Annotated in this window: 16 protein-coding genes; 14 read left to right on the top strand and 2 right to left on the bottom strand. The window is 52.8% G+C overall.

Going from position 1 to position 15,181, the window contains the following annotated elements; all coding sequences use genetic code 11:
* Positions 1-4: 4 nt before the first annotated feature.
* On the bottom strand, positions 5-997 hold the full coding sequence (locus tag AC13H5_RS08750; RefSeq protein ID WP_214753182.1) for an ROK family transcriptional regulator: 993 nt from the start codon (positions 995-997) through the stop codon (positions 5-7).
* Between the two features lie 225 nt (positions 998-1,222).
* Here AC13H5_RS08750 and xerD point away from each other — a divergent pair, with 225 nt between their 5' ends.
* The 6 genes from xerD (at position 1,223) to AC13H5_RS08720 (ending at position 6,451) form a co-directional block, all read left to right on the top strand.
* The gene (gene xerD / locus AC13H5_RS08745) at positions 1,223-2,107 is read left to right on the top strand and encodes a site-specific tyrosine recombinase XerD (protein ID WP_034777856.1); all 885 of its coding nucleotides are present in this window, start codon (positions 1,223-1,225) and stop codon (positions 2,105-2,107) included.
* 23 nt (positions 2,108-2,130) lie between these two features.
* Positions 2,131-3,297 (top strand): phosphopentomutase, encoded by a 1,167-nt coding sequence (deoB, locus tag AC13H5_RS08740; RefSeq protein WP_483545623.1) that lies wholly within the window; start codon positions 2,131-2,133, stop codon positions 3,295-3,297.
* Between the two features lie 13 nt (positions 3,298-3,310).
* Complete coding sequence (locus AC13H5_RS08735; RefSeq protein ID WP_034777854.1) at positions 3,311-4,120, top strand: purine-nucleoside phosphorylase; 810 nt, start codon at positions 3,311-3,313, stop codon at positions 4,118-4,120.
* 28 nt (positions 4,121-4,148) lie between these two features.
* Positions 4,149-5,450: a pyrimidine-nucleoside phosphorylase gene (locus AC13H5_RS08730; protein WP_483545622.1), complete on the top strand. Its 1,302-nt coding sequence runs from the start codon at positions 4,149-4,151 to the stop codon at positions 5,448-5,450.
* 114 nt (positions 5,451-5,564) lie between these two features.
* Positions 5,565-6,005, top strand: a complete 441-nt coding sequence (locus AC13H5_RS08725; protein ID WP_029334855.1) for a peptidylprolyl isomerase — start codon at positions 5,565-5,567, stop codon at positions 6,003-6,005.
* A gap of 89 nt (positions 6,006-6,094) precedes the next feature.
* Positions 6,095-6,451: a GNAT family N-acetyltransferase gene (locus AC13H5_RS08720; RefSeq protein ID WP_034777852.1), complete on the top strand. Its 357-nt coding sequence runs from the start codon at positions 6,095-6,097 to the stop codon at positions 6,449-6,451.
* A 12-nt stretch (positions 6,452-6,463) separates the two neighbouring features.
* On the opposite strand, the gene AC13H5_RS08715 is transcribed toward AC13H5_RS08720, so the two are convergent.
* Positions 6,464-6,934 carry a DUF309 domain-containing protein gene (locus AC13H5_RS08715; protein WP_483545621.1) on the bottom strand — a complete coding sequence of 157 codons (471 nt, stop codon included), beginning with the start codon at positions 6,932-6,934 and terminating at the stop codon, positions 6,464-6,466.
* Between the two features lie 78 nt (positions 6,935-7,012).
* On the opposite strand from AC13H5_RS08715, the gene AC13H5_RS08710 reads away from it, so the two are divergent.
* From AC13H5_RS08710 to AC13H5_RS08675, 8 genes are all read left to right on the top strand, one after another.
* Entirely contained in the window at positions 7,013-7,780 is a 768-nt protein-coding gene (locus tag AC13H5_RS08710; protein WP_029595324.1) for a segregation and condensation protein A, read from the top strand.
* Entirely contained in the window at positions 7,758-8,351 is a 594-nt protein-coding gene (scpB, locus tag AC13H5_RS08705) for an SMC-Scp complex subunit ScpB (protein WP_029595325.1), read from the top strand. Before AC13H5_RS08710 ends, scpB begins: the two co-directional genes overlap by 23 nt.
* A complete protein-coding gene (locus AC13H5_RS08700) occupies positions 8,352-9,110 on the top strand; it encodes a pseudouridine synthase (RefSeq protein ID WP_029595326.1) in 759 nt (252 codons plus the stop codon). It abuts the gene before it with no gap.
* A 136-nt stretch (positions 9,111-9,246) separates the two neighbouring features.
* Positions 9,247-9,828: a redoxin domain-containing protein gene (locus tag AC13H5_RS08695; protein ID WP_034777847.1), complete on the top strand. Its 582-nt coding sequence runs from the start codon at positions 9,247-9,249 to the stop codon at positions 9,826-9,828.
* 19 nt (positions 9,829-9,847) lie between these two features.
* On the top strand, positions 9,848-11,395 hold the full coding sequence (resB, locus tag AC13H5_RS08690) for a cytochrome c biogenesis protein ResB (RefSeq protein WP_233004336.1): 1,548 nt from the start codon (positions 9,848-9,850) through the stop codon (positions 11,393-11,395).
* A complete protein-coding gene (gene ccsB, locus AC13H5_RS08685; RefSeq protein ID WP_233004335.1) occupies positions 11,395-12,579 on the top strand; it encodes a c-type cytochrome biogenesis protein CcsB in 1,185 nt (394 codons plus the stop codon). The genes resB and ccsB overlap by 1 nt, the downstream gene beginning before the upstream one ends.
* Before the next feature lie 158 nt (positions 12,580-12,737).
* Positions 12,738-13,454 (top strand): response regulator transcription factor, encoded by a 717-nt coding sequence (locus AC13H5_RS08680; protein ID WP_034777838.1) that lies wholly within the window; start codon positions 12,738-12,740, stop codon positions 13,452-13,454.
* The gene (locus AC13H5_RS08675; RefSeq protein ID WP_483545620.1) at positions 13,454-15,157 is read left to right on the top strand and encodes a sensor histidine kinase; all 1,704 of its coding nucleotides are present in this window, start codon (positions 13,454-13,456) and stop codon (positions 15,155-15,157) included. The genes AC13H5_RS08680 and AC13H5_RS08675 overlap by 1 nt, the downstream gene beginning before the upstream one ends.
* Positions 15,158-15,181: the final 24 nt, after the last annotated feature.

Here is a 15,181-nt window from a genome sequence, read left to right as displayed (position 1 = left end):
CTCTTCAAATTGATTCAAGCATCAACCCGACGCAACGTCGAGCCAAGCCTGCAAAATAATCTTCCTCCCAGTTGCCAATCAATAGATCTGGCATGTGAGCCACCGGAATGTGACGCTGGCAAGCATGCCTGATTGCCTCCAACTCAGGATCGACGAGATCGACATCCGAAAAAATGATGGCGTTCGGATTCAGCGTCGCGGTGAACGTCGCGACAAGCCGACCGAGCGCTTCGAAAGCGGAATCCGAAAGCGGGGCCGCTCGCTCGCTCTCCATCCGATTATGAAACGTCGAGTCGTCGTAAAGGGGTAAAAACGAGATTTCCCCGCTGAATCCCGTCTTGCCGCGGATGAGCTGTCCGTTGATGAGAATCCCGGCACCGGGTCCGTTCTTTCCTAAATAGATGTAGACGATAGATTGGTCACCGGCGAGTTCGTGCGTGTGTCCGTATCCATAGACGGCAGCGTTCATATCGTTCTCGATGACGGCAGGGCGATTGGAACGCGACTCGACCCAACTTTTCAAGTCGAGGTGTGCGAACGTCGGATAGTCCGGGGCGAAGATGACCGTCCCATCTGCGACGGCCGCTGCGACACCGATGGAGATCGCGCTCACATCGGGGGTTCGGTCCAACTGTCGGTCGAGCACCGAGCCGAGCGCACCGAGGTGGTCCCCGTTTAGAATCTCCTGCGTCCCGTCGTCGATCATCGTACCGATGCTATCGATGACACGATAGCGGACGACCGACTTCTCGACGTATAGCGTCAATCCGTGCGTGAACCGCTCATTATAGATGTAACGTTTGGCTGGGCGACCACCGCGTGAATCCTCAAAACCTTGTTCAAACACTTCACCGGCCTCCATCAACTGCTCCAACTGCTTCTTGACGGTCGGAAAACTGAGCCGGGTCGCTTCTGAGATGGCGGCGATGGTCGAATGACCGGATAAGACGAGTTGACGTCTGACGGCGACCGTCAGATTAGTAATGGTCTGGTCCATGGACGACTCCTTTCAAACTTTTTAAATCATTTTAATAAGTCGACTTGAGTGTACCAAATCATGATGAGATTTGTAAGCCCTCAATCGAAATATATGCGTGAAAACCTCACCAATTCCTGTCACAAAAAAGCTTTTAAAAAAATGAGGTCAGACGTCTTCACAACGGTTTACATAAGTGATATGATGTAAGCGTATTCAGGTGTAGCGAGGAAGGAGGGGGATGTCATGCGTTCGCAAGTCGAGTCATTTTTGCAGTACATGACGGTTGAAAAACGAATGTCCACGAACACGAGACAAGCCTATGCGAGCGATTTGACCCAGTACTTATCGACACTCACCCAACTCGGGGTGACAGAATGGAATGAAGTCACGCGGGCACACATCGTCAAACATATGGAAGAGTTATCGCAAGCTGGTCGGGCTGCTTCATCACTCCGACGGGCCGTCAGTTCGATTCGGACGTTCCATCATCATTTGAAGATGACAGGTGGTGCAACGACTGACCCGGCACTTTATTTGGAGACGCCGAAAGCGGAACGGCATCTGCCGGACACATGGTCTCAAGATGAAGTTGAACGGTTGCTCGACAGTGTGCCGACGTCAGACCCGCTCGCGCTCCGTGATCGGGCCATGCTCGAACTGCTCTACGGCACGGGGATGCGCGTCAGCGAACTTCTTGGGCTCGATTTGGATGATTTACAGTTCGAATTGGGGTATCTACAGTGTGAAGGCAAAGGCGAGAGCGCCCGGATCATCCCGGTGTCATCGGTCGCCCAAGGTTTTGTCGAACGCTATATCCAACAGGCCCGCAACGGGCTCGGCGGTCGGGAGACCGAGGCGTTGTTCTTGAACGGGCGCGGCGGAAGGCTCAGCCGTCAAGGGTTCTGGAAGATGATCAAACGACGGGCCAAAGAGGCCGGTATCCAAAAAGAGATCACGCCACACGTGCTCCGTCATTCGTTTGCGACACACTTGCTCGAGAACGGGGCCGATCTTCGGGCCATCCAACAGATGCTCGGGCATGCTGACCTCTCCACGACTCAAATCTACACACATGTCAATAAGGCACGACTCCACGATGTCTATCGAAAACATCATCCGCGTGCGTAAAGACACTAAAGGAGGAACTTTTTGTGAAGAAATTTAAACGTATTTTCTTGGTCGTCATGGACTCGGTCGGGATTGGGGAAGCCCCAGATGCCGACCAGTTCGGAGACGTCGGTTCAGACACGCTCGGGCATATCGCTCGTGAACACGGTGGGTTGAACATGCCGAATATGGGCCGCCTCGGGCTGTCGAACATCAAGCCGATCGACGGCATCGAAGTGTCGACGACACCGAGCGCCTACGGTCGCATGGAAGAAATCTCGGCTGGGAAAGACACGATGACGGGCCACTGGGAGATCATGGGCCTTCATATCGATACGCCTTTCCGCGTGTTTGAGGAGTTCCCGGATGACTTAATCAATCGTCTCAAAGAGTTCAGTGGACGTGACATCATCGGCAATAAACCGGCATCAGGGACAGAGATCTTGGATGAACTCGGCGAAGAGCACGTCAAGACAGGTGCCTTGATCGTCTATACATCAGCTGACTCGGTACTCCAAATCGCGGCGCACGAAGAAGTCGTCCCGCTCGACGAGTTGTACCGCATCTGCGAATACGCCCGTGAAATCACGCGCGAAGACCCGTACATGCTCGGTCGCATCATCGCCCGCCCGTTCCTCGGAACACCTGGCGCTTGGGTCCGGACATCGAACCGCCACGACTACGCGCTCAAGCCGTTCGGCAAGACGGTCATGAACACGCTTGAGACAGCTGGGAAAGATGTCATCGCCCTCGGGAAAATCAGCGACATTTATGACGGCGAAGGCGTCACGAAAGCGATTCGGACGAAATCGAACATGGATGGGATGGACAAACTCGTCGACTCGCTCGATGAAGAGTTCGAAGGACTCTGCTTCTTGAACCTCGTCGACTTTGACGCACTCTTCGGTCACCGCCGTGACCCAGAAGGCTATGCGATCGCGCTTGAAGAGTACGACGCCCGTCTGCCGGAAGTGATGGAGAAGTTGCGTGAAGACGACTTGCTCATCATCACGGCCGACCACGGGAACGACCCGACGGCACCAGGAACGGACCATACGCGTGAATATGTGCCGCTCATCGTCCATCATCACGGTTCGACAGCGGTCGACCTCGGCATCCGCGGAACGTTCGCCGATATCGGCGCCACAGTGGCCGATAACTTCGACGTCGATGCACCAGCGCATGGAAAGAGTTTCTTAAACGAAATTTGAGGAGGCATTACTCATGGTAAATTGGAACGAAACAAAGGCATTTTTACAGGAACGCATGAACGGAACACCAGAAATCGGACTCATTCTTGGCTCAGGTCTCGGCGTCCTCGCGGATGAAATCGAGAACGCGGTGAAAATCCCTTATGAGGACATCCCGCACTTCCCGGTATCGACCGTCGAAGGTCACGCCGGCCAACTCGTCTTCGGGGACCTCGAAGGAAAACGCGTCGTCGCGATGCAAGGACGGTTCCACTTCTATGAAGGCTACTCAATGGAACAAGTCACGTTCCCGGTCCGCGTCCTCAAATTGATTGGTGTCGAGACGCTCATCGTCACGAATGCGGCCGGTGCTTGCAACGAGTCGTTCAACCCAGGGGACTTGATGATCATCACGGATCACATCAACTTCTTCGGTACGAGCCCACTCATCGGTAAGAACGCGAGCGACTTCGGAACACGTTTCCCAGACATGTCAGAAGCGTACGATAAAGAGCTCGTCACATTGACGGAAGGCGTCGCCACAAAACTTGGACTTTCTGTTCAAAAAGGCGTCTACTTCGGGAACACGGGTCCGACATACGAGACACCGGCCGAAGTCAAGATGGCTCGCCTGCTCGGAGGCGACGTCGTCGGCATGTCGACGGTGCCTGAAGTCATCGTGGCCCGTCACTCAGATATGCGAGTGCTCGGCATCTCGTGCGTGTCGAACATGGCAGCCGGGATTTTAGATCAACCGCTCAACCATGAAGAAGTCATCGAGACGACAGAACGCGTCCGCCAAGACTTCCTTTCACTCGTACGCGGCACGATTCAAAGCATGTAACCACTACCCAACTAGGAGGACGAAACTTATGCGCATGGTCGATTTGATTTTGAAAAAACGTAACGGTGGCGAATTGAACGAAGAGGAGATTCGTTTCATCGTCGAAGGCTTCACGAACGAGACGATTCCTGATTATCAGATGTCAGCCCTTTCGATGGCGATTTACTTTAACGGCATGACAGAGAAAGAGACGGCGGCCCTGACGATGGAGATGGTCAAGTCTGGTGACGTCATCGATTTGTCGAACATCCAAGGTAAAAAAGTCGATAAACACTCGACTGGCGGCGTCGGTGACAAAATCAGCTTAATCGTCGCTCCGCTCGTCGCGTCAATCGGTATTCCGGTCGCGAAGATGAGTGGTCGTGGTCTCGGCCACACGGGCGGGACGATCGATAAGCTCGAATCGTTCCCTGGCTTCAACGTCGAGTTGACGGAAGAACAGTTCACGAAGCAAGTAAACGACATCAAGATGTCAATCATCGGTCAGACAGGCAACTTGACGCCTGCCGACAAACGTCTTTACGCACTCCGTGACGTGACAGCGACGGTCGATTCAATCCCGCTCATCGCGAGCTCGATCATGTCGAAGAAGATCGCGGCCGGTGCCGACAGCATCGTCCTTGACGTCAAGACGGGTTCAGGCGCGTTCATGAAGTCGTTCGACGACGCGAAAGCGCTCGCTGAAGAGATGGTCGCCATCGGTAAGAACGTCGGCCGTAAGACGGTCGCCGTCATCACGGATATGGACCAGCCGCTCGGTTTCGAAATCGGGAACGCCAATGAAGTGAAAGAAGCGATTGAAGTCCTCTCGGGCAAAGACGTGACCGACTTGAAGACGATTGCCCTCACGATTGCCGGCCATATGGCGGTACTCGGCGAGTTCTATCAGACGTTCGAGGAAGCGTACGATGACCTTGAGAAACGGATGGCCGACGGTCATGCCCTCGAAGTGTTCCGTCAGTTCGTAGCGGCACAAGGTGGCGACGCGTCGCTCGTCGATGACTTATCGAAACTTCCGCAAGCGAAGTATGAGACGACGTTCGTCGCGAAACAAGCAGGTTACGTCGAGTCGATTATCGCTGACGAAGTCGGTGTGGCAGCGATGCTCCTCGGCGCAGGTCGCGCGACAAAAGATGATCAGCTCGACTTCGCGGCCGGTATCACGCTCGAGAAGAAAGTCGGTGACAAGGTCGAGGCCGGTGACGTGATCGCCGTGCTCCGTTCGAACAAAGAAGACATGACATCTGCGCTCGAGCGGATGGACCACGCGTACACGATCGGTGCGACAGAGCCGACGGCGCGTCCACTCGTCCACGCCGTCATCCAGTAAGCGGCAAGTCAGAACGTCTGTTTCCACAAAATAGTGGAGACAGACGGTTTTTTTTGATAGAATGGGCAATGTGTGAGTGAGAATGACAATATGAACATAAAGGGGTAACTTTTCATGAAAAAAGGATCTATGAAATTAGAGAACGGCGAAATGATCGAATTCGACTTGTTCCACGATGCGGCACCAATCACGGTCGACAACTTCGAGGAGCTCGCGAACAGCGGCTTCTATAACGGTTTGACGTTCCACCGGGTCATCCCAGGTTTCGTCAGCCAAGGCGGTTGCCCAGACGGGACAGGTATGGGTGGTTCAGGCAAGACGATCCCATGTGAGACATCGACATCGTTCCCATACAAACATGAAGCGGGTTCGCTTTCAATGGCACACGCCGGACGCAACACGGGCTCGTCACAGTTCTTTATCGTCCATGAGCCACAACCACATCTCGACGGTGTCCACACGGTCTTCGGAAAAGTGACGTCTGGCCTTGAGCACGCGGTCAAACTTCGTCAAGGCACGAAGATGGCCGAAGTTAAAGTTTGGGACGAGAATTGATTTCTGCCTGAACGTTATGGCACAATGAGCCATGTCTCTCACGTGTTCACTTAGTGAAACATGAATGACTAAAGGTGGTGAAACCAGCAATGCTGGTGAAATACAAACAATCGTACGAAAAGACGGCGATGGGCTTGCTCGCGTTCTCATGTAGCGACAAATCTCCGCTCGCCTTGCTCGAACTCGTCCGATCCTACGAAGAAGACCCTGCCAAATTCCTCTATCTGTGGAGAGTCGGGGAAGACTTCGTCGGGATCATCGGGATGGAGCAACAAGAGACGACGATGTTCATCCATCATATCGCGCTGTCTCCGTCGTTCCGCGGCGAGAAGCGTTCTTACGAATTGCTCGATGAGACCCGGAACTTATTGCCGCTCGACTTGACGCTTGTCGGTCAAGGCAAAACCGGTGACCTGCTCGATAAATGGAACCAAGTCGTCATTTAAAAAAAGCTAGGCTCAGCGCCTAGCTTTTTTACGTGCCTCGAGCGCGCGGAGCCGCTCGGTGACGACGGGTGTCCGGTCACGATACATATGTTTATGGACGAGCTCGTCAAACGTCAAAGTGGTCGGTTCGAAGGCGGGCTTCAAACGCTCGATGCGTTGTCGTGTCGCTCCATTGAGCGGAAGCGCCTCCGGGAGCGGCCAACGTTGCAAGTCACGGGCGAACGCCGCGGTATCGATTCCAAGGGCTTCGAGTTCGGTCACGGCCAACGTGAGCTTCTGCTGTAACGCTGCGATACTCTTTTTTGCACCGGGCGTGTTACCGCGACGGGCATGGTAGTGGGCAACGGCGTATTGAATCAAGGCGGCGTAACCGAGATCCTCTCGCCCCCCGTCCTGCCATGCTTCTTCAAGCACTTCATGGCACTCGAAATAATCGGCATGACATTCAAATAAGAGCGTATACTGGATAAAAGGCGTCGACATCAAATTTCTCCTTTCGTGGTCACGGTACTACAAAACATGTTATACTAAAGCGCAAAAATGTAAATGGCAGGTGTCTCTATGGAAGCGTACAACGTCAAAATCGATACGTTCGAAGGCCCGCTTGACCTGTTGCTCCACTTGATTGGAAAAATGGAGCTCGACATCGCAGACATCTCTGTCTCCGAGGTCACGGATCAGTATGTCGCCTATATCCGGACGATGCAAAAATTTGAACTCGATGTGGCCAGTGAATATTTGGTCATGGCGGCGACGTTGCTCCAATTGAAGAGCAAGCAACTGTTGCCACCGGTTCCAGTTGAAGAAGATGACATTCCCGACTTTGGGGAAGAACCGACCCGAGAAGGGTTGATTCGACAGTTGATTGAATATAAGGCGTATAAAGAAGCGGTCGTATTCATGCGCGAGCAAGAAGAGTCTCGCCTCGAACTGTATAGCCGTCCCGGTGAGGATTTGACGCGCTACATGTCCGACCTCGTCCAGCCGTATGACGGTCCACTCAACTTTGCGGACTTATTGCACGCCTATTCGAAAATGGTCGAACGCAAGCGGTGGAAAGAGCGTCGCAAAAAGACGATCAAACGTGAAGAACGGACGCTTGAAGAACAGATGACACGGTTGCACGATCACGTCTCGGCAAAGCGGACAACATCGTTCTTCTCGTTTTTCGAGGAACGTCCCGATGTGTCGGACCTTGTCGTCACGTTCATGGCGCTACTCGAATTGATCAAGTTGCGCGTCGTTACGACCAAACAGGAAGAGCGAGACATTCAAATCTCGTTCGTCGAATCGTCAAAGGAAAGGGATGAAGCCGTTGCTGTCCTATGAAACGATTATTGAGAGTCTATTGTTCGTCGTCGGCGAAGAAGGAATGGAAGTGCGGGCCCTCGCGGACACGCTCGACATTTCGGAAGCCGCTGCACGCGAACAGTTGAGCAAACTAGAAGCATCGTTCAAAGATTCGGGTCGTCCGTTCCAACTGATTGAATCCGCGGGCGTGTATAAGCTCGTGACGATTCCTGAAGTGTCGGAGTACATTCAACGCTACGTCGGCACGATGGCCGAACAGGCGTTATCACGTGCCGCGATGGAGACGCTCGTCATCATCGCGTACAAGCAACCGGTCACCCGGGCCGATATCGAGGAAGTCCGGGGCGTCAAAGTCGAACGTGTCATCCATACGCTGTTGTCTAAAGGATTGATTGAAGCGGCCGGCCGGGCCAAGACGATTGGGCGGGCCAAGTTATACCGGACGACCGAACATTTCCTGGACCATTTTGGATTCAATTCACTCGATGAATTGCCCCCATTAACGTTTGAAGACGAGCTCTCGGACGAAGGCGATTTGTTCTTCGGCCAGCCGTCTGCGATTACGCAAGATAGATTGGAGAATGAATAAATGGAACGTTTACAAAAAGTGATTGCCCAAGCAGGTGTCGCCTCACGGCGTAAAGCCGAAGAAATGATTTTAGATGGACGGGTGCGCGTCAACGGGAAAGTCGTGCGCGAACTCGGTACGAAAGTCGGTCCAAAGTCTGAAGTCGAGGTCGACGGTGTGAAAATCGAACAAGAAGAGCATGTTTATTATGTGCTCTATAAGCCGAGCGGTTACGTCTCGACGGTCGAAGATGATAAAGGACGGAAAGTCATCACCGATCTCGTACCGCCTGGATCGCGTGTCTTCCCGGTCGGACGTCTCGACTATAACACGACGGGACTCATCATTTTAACGAATGACGGTGAGTTCTCGAACATGATGACCCACCCGAAGTTCAAGATCCCAAAACGTTATGTCGCGAAAGTGAAGAACATTCCTTCGTATATCGCGATCAAACAACTCGAGTCGGGTGTCGAACTCGATGACGGCTACAAGACGGGTAGCGCCCAAGTGAAGATGAAGACGGTCGACCATAAGAAAAACTCGGCCATCTTAGAAATCGTCATCTCGGAAGGCCATAACCGTCAAATCCGCCGCATGCTCGAAGCAGTCGGTTCAGAAGTCATCAAACTGAAACGCGAACAGTTCGGTTTCTTGACGCTCGACGGTCTCACGACGGGCGAATGGCGTGAACTGTCACGCAAGGAAGTATCGAAGCTACGTGAGCTTGCCAACCCGACGGTACCACCCGTACAACGAGGCAAGAAAAAGAAAAAATAACAACTAAAAAATCGTCCTGAGATAGGATGATTTTTTATTTTGTGGAGATTGTGTGACAAAAAGATGAAAAAAGTCTGTTAATGTGCGTTTTTGGTGTTTTTTCAGTACAATAACAACTGAAGGATGGTGTGAACTCATGACGAAAGAAACAAAGTCGGGTGATCGCATGAACCAGGCGATGGCCCATAAGAAAAAAAGGTCATTTTGGAGGCTCATGATCATGACGATGGTCCTGTTCGCAGGAGCGGTCGTTATCATGCAATTATTTGAACAAGCCGGCAACGACGGACGTGTCGAGGCCGGTGACGATGCGCCGAACTTCAAGCTCGTCAGTCTTGACGGGACGACGATGGTCGAGCGTGACACATACGACGGTAAAGGGTTGCTCTTGAACTTCTGGGGCACATTCTGTGAACCGTGTGAGAAAGAGATGCCGGTCGTCCAGGACAACTATGCCGCACTCCAAGACATGGGCGTCGATTTTTGGGCGGTCAACGTCGGCGAGACACCGCTTCGAGTCGATAATTTCGTGAACGACCTCGGCGTCAAGCTCGACTATCCGATTTTGATGGACACGCGCAGCGAAGTCGAGAAGGCGTACGGGATTTATAACTTGCCGGTCACGTTCGTCATCGATGCCGACGGCAAAGTGATTGAAAAGTACGAAGGTGAACTCACGAAAGAAAAACTGATGGAGTTGGCCGAGAAGTCATTGTAAGCGAACGGGGGGCGCACAAATGCTAGATATGAAATACGACGGCGCCGATTTACGATCGAAGCGCCGTCCACGGTCATGGATTGACCGGGTGTGGAGCTTTTTTGCATCGGTCAAGGTCGGTCTATGGCTCATCGGGCTCATCATCGTCGGGTCGGCGATCGGAACGATTTTCCCGCAAGAGATGTATATTCCTCAACAGTTGCCGGCGAGCCAGTATTACACGGACGAGTACGGGACACCGGGTACGATTTACTATACGCTAGGATTCCACAACCTCTATACATCGTGGTGGTACATCACGTTGATCGTGATGCTGACGTTATCGCTCATCGTTGTATCGATTGATCGATTTTTCCCGCTGTATAAAGCGTTGAAATTTCAACCGGTCCGACGAACCGATCGCTTCATGCGCGGTCAACGTTTGATTGGTGAGGGAAAAGGGACGGACGAACAAATCGATGCGTTCGGAGAGGCTTTAAAAGCCAAGCGTTATCAAGTGAAGCGTGACGGGGATGCCTTACTCGCCGAGAAATATCGCTTCGGGCGCTGGGGTCCATACGTCAATCACATCGGGCTCGTCATCTTCTTCATCGGGGCGATGCTTCGCGTTTTCCCGGCATTCCATACGGATACGCTCGAATGGGTGCGCGAAGGCGATACAGTTCCGCTCGAAGCGACGGATGATGAATATTATCTTCGCAACGATCAATTCATCTTAGAGATGTATGATCCGGAAAATAACGCGGAAGATGCGAAATTTGCCGAGGCGATCGAGAAAGCGGGCGCAGTCCCAAAAAACTATGAGACGGAATTGACGCTGTTCAAGAAGACCGGAACGAACGAGGACGGATCGCCGCAACTCGAGGAAGTCGATACCGGTTCGACGAAAGTGAACCATCCGTTCAAGTTTGAAAAGTACGAAGTGTATCAAGAACAGTATTCAAGTCGCCCGGAATTCTTGTCGATGTCCTTTAACGTTGCCGATAAAGAGACAGGTGATGTGTATGGACCGTTCACGGTCGATTTGACGAACCCGGAGACGACGTATGACCTCGGAGACGTCACGGTCAAACTGAACGACCTGTATCCGGACTTTGAGGTCAAGGACGGTCAACCGAACACGAAATCGCCACGGGCGCTTAACCCGGCCTTCTTCATGGCGATTGACACACCAGACGGCACGACGGAATCGAATTTGATTGGAATTCGTTTAAACGTGGCCGATGAAGATAATCGCTATGCGTTCCAGTTCGCTGGTACGGAAATGGCAAGTACGAGTGGTCTACGCGTCAAGAGTGACTCGACGTATCCGATCTTGATTGTCGGTGGAGTCATCTTCATGATTGGAATTGTGATGGGGATGTATTGGCCGCACCGTCGTATCTGGATTCGCCGACACAATGAGACGGACGTGCTCGTCGCTGGTTTCACCAACAAGAACCCGTCCTCGCTCAATCGCGAAATCACACCGCTCCTAGAGAAAAATGGCCTGCCGATCTGGGAAGATCAGGCACGGTTTGAAAAAAAGACGGACGACAACTCAACCAATGAAAGAGGGGAATCATAATGGAGTGGATTCAGTGGAGCAGTCGTTTGCTCTTTATCGCGTTCATCCTTTACGCTGTTGCGACCGTGTTATTCACGATCGCGGTCAGCGGGATGCGCAAAGGCCGAAACGTCAACCGTATCGCCTACGGCAAATATGCGTTCATTTTGGCCGTCATCGGCTTCATCGCCCAAATGACATATTTTATTTTACGTTGGGTCGGGGTCGGTTATGCACCGGTATCGAACTTGTATGAATACACGACGTTCTTCGGCATGATGATGGTGCTCGGGTTCCTCGTCGTGTACGGGATTTATAAAAATGACGTGCTTGGCTTGTTCGCCATGCCGGTGGCGCTTCTCGTCATTGCTTTCGCTTCGATGTTCTCGAGCGAAGTGGCACCGCTTATCCCGGCCTTGAACAGTGTCTGGTTGAAAATTCACGTCACGACGGCCGCGCTCGGCCAAGGAATTCTCGCCATCAGCTTCGCCTCAGGCCTCATTTTCTTATTGAATGAGACGTCGATGCGAGAACAGTCGAAGTCACGAACGTGGCTTGAAATTACGATGTTCGTCCTCATGTGCACGCTCGGCTTCATTCTCGTCTCGATGCTCTTCAAGGCGATCGGTGCCGGTGGCGTGGTCGAGTTCACGAACGACCGCGGCACACAAGAGTCGTATGAATACTTCATGCCGATGTTGTTCGTGCCGGAAGGGGCTCAGCTTCTCTCTGGTTCGAGCGGACTGTCACTTGAGTTACCGACGTTCATCAATACATTGAAGTTGAACACGCTCATTTGGTCGGTCATCGCCGGCGTCGTGATTTATGTACTGCTTCGTTTCGTCATCTTGCGAAAACGGATTGCCGAGGCGCTTCAACCGCTCGCGAAAAAAGTCGACCTCGATCTCGCCGACGAGATCAGTTACCGGTCGATCGCCATCGGCTTGCCGGTGTTCATCCTCGGTGGACTCATCTTCGCGATGATTTGGGCGCAAATCGCCTGGAACCGTTTCTGGGGCTGGGACCCGAAAGAAGTGTGGGCGCTCATCACGATGCTCATCTATATCTACTATTTGCATATGCGCATCCAACGTGGTTGGACGGGAACAAAAGCCGCTTGGTTATGTGTCGGCGGCTTCGCCGTCATCATGTTCAACTTGGTGTTCGTCAACCTCGTCATCGCAGGTTTGCACTCATATGCGTAAAAAAAGAAGTCACTTCGGTGGCTTCTTTTTTTACGCCGCTGTCAACTGACCGTTGTGAAGCCAAATAATAGAGTGGTATAGTTATGAAAGAGAGCGAAATGTTCACAATTGTGCAACATTCGCTACATCTTGTAATGGTTCTTTAGGAGGTTTAGTGGATGGCTAATAAAACAAAAATTTTAGTGGTCGACGACGAGGAAAGAATTCGCCGCCTATTAAAAATGTATTTGGAACGGGAACAATATGTGATCGTCGAAGCGACGAACGGGGAAGAGGCGCTTCAGCTCGCCCTTGAGCACAATTTTGATGTCATCCTGCTTGATTTGATGATGCCAAAAATGGACGGGGTCGAAGTATGTACCGAGCTTCGGAAATCGAAGGCGACACCGGTCATCATGCTGACGGCGAAAGGCGAAGAAGTCGATCGTGTCCAAGGTTTCGAAGTCGGAGCGGACGACTATATCGTCAAACCGTTCAGTCCGCGTGAGGTCGTCTTGCGCGTCAAGGCACTCCTTCGCCGCTCGGGCTCGACGAAATATTTGCGTACGGCCGAAAAATCAAAAGACTTGATCGTCTTCGCGCATTTGACGATCGACAACGATGCGCACCGCGTCACGGTCGACGGAGAAGAAATCGCGCTCACGCCGAAAGAGTATGAGCTCTTGTTCTTCTTGGCCAAACAAGTCGACAAAGTATTTTCACGAGAGCAACTGTTGAAAGAAGTTTGGAACTATGAATTCTTTGGAGACCTTCGAACGGTCGACACACACGTGAAACGACTCCGGGAGAAGTTGAACCGTGTCTCTCCAGAAGCCGCGCAAATGATCACGACGGTATGGGGTGTCGGGTACAAGTTCGAAGTCGTCAGTGAGTGATGATTCGCCGGAATAGCATCGTCACAAAACTATGGTTGACGATTCTCGTATTGGTCAGTCTCATCTTGTTCATCGTCTCTGTGTTGATGCTCGAGTTTTTCAACTCGTTCCATATCGACCAGGAGCGTGGCCACTTGGCCAAGCTCGGCGGGCAGGTCCAGTCGGTGTTGCTTCAAGAAGGGGACGCGTCACGGACGGTCGACCAAATCATTGAAGTGTACGGCGCGAACTATATATTAGAGAACGGGACGGTCCGTTCGAACTTTGGAACGGAAGTCGACGGTCTCATGACGGAGCTCGGCCGTCAGGATTGGGAAACGTATCAGGCGGTCGGGGAGACGGCGATTGGAAACTTTTCGTCATTTGACGATCAGGCGGCACTCGCGTATCGGACGACATTCTCACTCGAGACAGGCGAATACACGCTCTACTTGATCGAACCGCTCGACGCGATCTCGAGTGCGAACGAAGGGGCTCGGACGATCATCTTTTGGACGGTCGCGTCGGCGATCATCGTCACGACCGTATTTGCCTTCTTCTTATCGACCCGGATCACGGCACCGCTCCGCGAGATGCGTGACGCGGTCAATAAGACGGGAGAAGGGCAGTTCGACCTCCGTCTCGTCCAGAAGTCGAACGATGAGATTGGGGAGTTGGCCGGGTCGTTCAATGCGATGAGCAGCCAACTGTCGACATACGTGAATGCGCTCGATCGAGAGCGGCTCCAACTCGCCTCGATTTTACGGTCGATGGCCGATGGGGTCATCACGCTCGATCGTCATGCGAACGTCATCGTCACGAATCCGCAAGCCCAACCGCTCCTCATCGACGAACAGCCGCATGAAGTCGTCCTGTCTCTCTATGAGGACGTCGTTGCCGGGGCACCGGAGAAGACGATCGAAGTGAAACAAGACGATCATTATTATACGTTGACGGTGACACCGCTTCTCGGCGAGGATGATTTTGAAGGCGCGGTCGTCGTCATCCGTGACACGACCGAGAGCCATCGTCTTGACAAGATGCGAACCGATTTTGTTGCCAACGTCAGCCACGAGCTACGGACACCGCTCGTGACGCTTCAGGGGTATTCCGAGGCGATTATCGACGGCATGACCGAAAGTGATGACGCGACGAAAGAGTTCGCTTCGATCATCTACGATGAATCGCTTCGATTGGCCCGTCTCGTCAACGATTTGCTCGACCTGGCACGAATCGAGTCAGGCAAAGAGACGATGCAGTTCACGACGTTCGACCTCGGTGAATTTCTTCCACGCGTCATGCGCAAATTCAACCAAATGGCGAACGAAAAAGGCATCACGCTGTCAACGGAGGCCCCGCGTCACGCCATCGAGGCGGACGGGGACCGATTGGAACAGGTGTTCACGAATTTGATCGGCAATGCCATCGCCCATACCGAGTCGGGATCAATCCGGCTCGAGGCGAGGGAAGAGGAGGCCGGCTTCGTGATCCGTTTGTCGGATACGGGCAGTGGCATCCAGAAAGAAGATTTGCCGTTCGTGTTCGAACGGTTCTACAAAGCGGATAAAGCGCGGACGAGCGGCGGCAAGACGGGTACCGGCATCGGTCTCGCCATCGTCAAAAACGTCATCGATGCCCATCACGGCACGGTCGACGTCTCGAGCACGCACGGGGAAGGGACAACGTTCACGATTCATCTTCCGTACACACAACCGCACGCATAACGACAATGGTGACTCCTATGGGTC

This window comes from Exiguobacterium sp. FD-YE-25-4 (genome assembly GCF_057004685.1).
Note: the sequence above shows the minus strand (reverse complement) of the source record. Positions and strands in the feature narration are given on the sequence as shown.

Excerpts from the sequence above, each read along its gene's own strand:
- AC13H5_RS08750 (WP_214753182.1), bottom strand. The coding sequence starts at position 997 with ATGGACCAGACCATTACTAATCTGACGGTCGCCGTCAGACGTCAACTC.
- xerD (WP_034777856.1), top strand. The coding sequence starts at position 1,223 with ATGCGTTCGCAAGTCGAGTCATTTTTGCAGTACATGACGGTTGAAAAA.
- AC13H5_RS08735 (WP_034777854.1), top strand. The coding sequence starts at position 3,311 with ATGGTAAATTGGAACGAAACAAAGGCATTTTTACAGGAACGCATGAAC.
- AC13H5_RS08730 (WP_483545622.1), top strand. The coding sequence starts at position 4,149 with ATGCGCATGGTCGATTTGATTTTGAAAAAACGTAACGGTGGCGAATTG.
- AC13H5_RS08725 (WP_029334855.1), top strand. The coding sequence starts at position 5,565 with ATGAAAAAAGGATCTATGAAATTAGAGAACGGCGAAATGATCGAATTC.
- AC13H5_RS08720 (WP_034777852.1), top strand. The coding sequence starts at position 6,095 with ATGCTGGTGAAATACAAACAATCGTACGAAAAGACGGCGATGGGCTTG.
- AC13H5_RS08715 (WP_483545621.1), bottom strand. The coding sequence starts at position 6,934 with ATGTCGACGCCTTTTATCCAGTATACGCTCTTATTTGAATGTCATGCC.
- AC13H5_RS08710 (WP_029595324.1), top strand. The coding sequence starts at position 7,013 with ATGGAAGCGTACAACGTCAAAATCGATACGTTCGAAGGCCCGCTTGAC.
- scpB (WP_029595325.1), top strand. The coding sequence starts at position 7,758 with ATGAAGCCGTTGCTGTCCTATGAAACGATTATTGAGAGTCTATTGTTC.
- AC13H5_RS08700 (WP_029595326.1), top strand. The coding sequence starts at position 8,352 with ATGGAACGTTTACAAAAAGTGATTGCCCAAGCAGGTGTCGCCTCACGG.
- AC13H5_RS08695 (WP_034777847.1), top strand. The coding sequence starts at position 9,247 with ATGACGAAAGAAACAAAGTCGGGTGATCGCATGAACCAGGCGATGGCC.
- resB (WP_233004336.1), top strand. The coding sequence starts at position 9,848 with ATGCTAGATATGAAATACGACGGCGCCGATTTACGATCGAAGCGCCGT.
- ccsB (WP_233004335.1), top strand. The coding sequence starts at position 11,395 with ATGGAGTGGATTCAGTGGAGCAGTCGTTTGCTCTTTATCGCGTTCATC.
- AC13H5_RS08680 (WP_034777838.1), top strand. The coding sequence starts at position 12,738 with ATGGCTAATAAAACAAAAATTTTAGTGGTCGACGACGAGGAAAGAATT.
- AC13H5_RS08675 (WP_483545620.1), top strand. The coding sequence starts at position 13,454 with ATGATTCGCCGGAATAGCATCGTCACAAAACTATGGTTGACGATTCTC.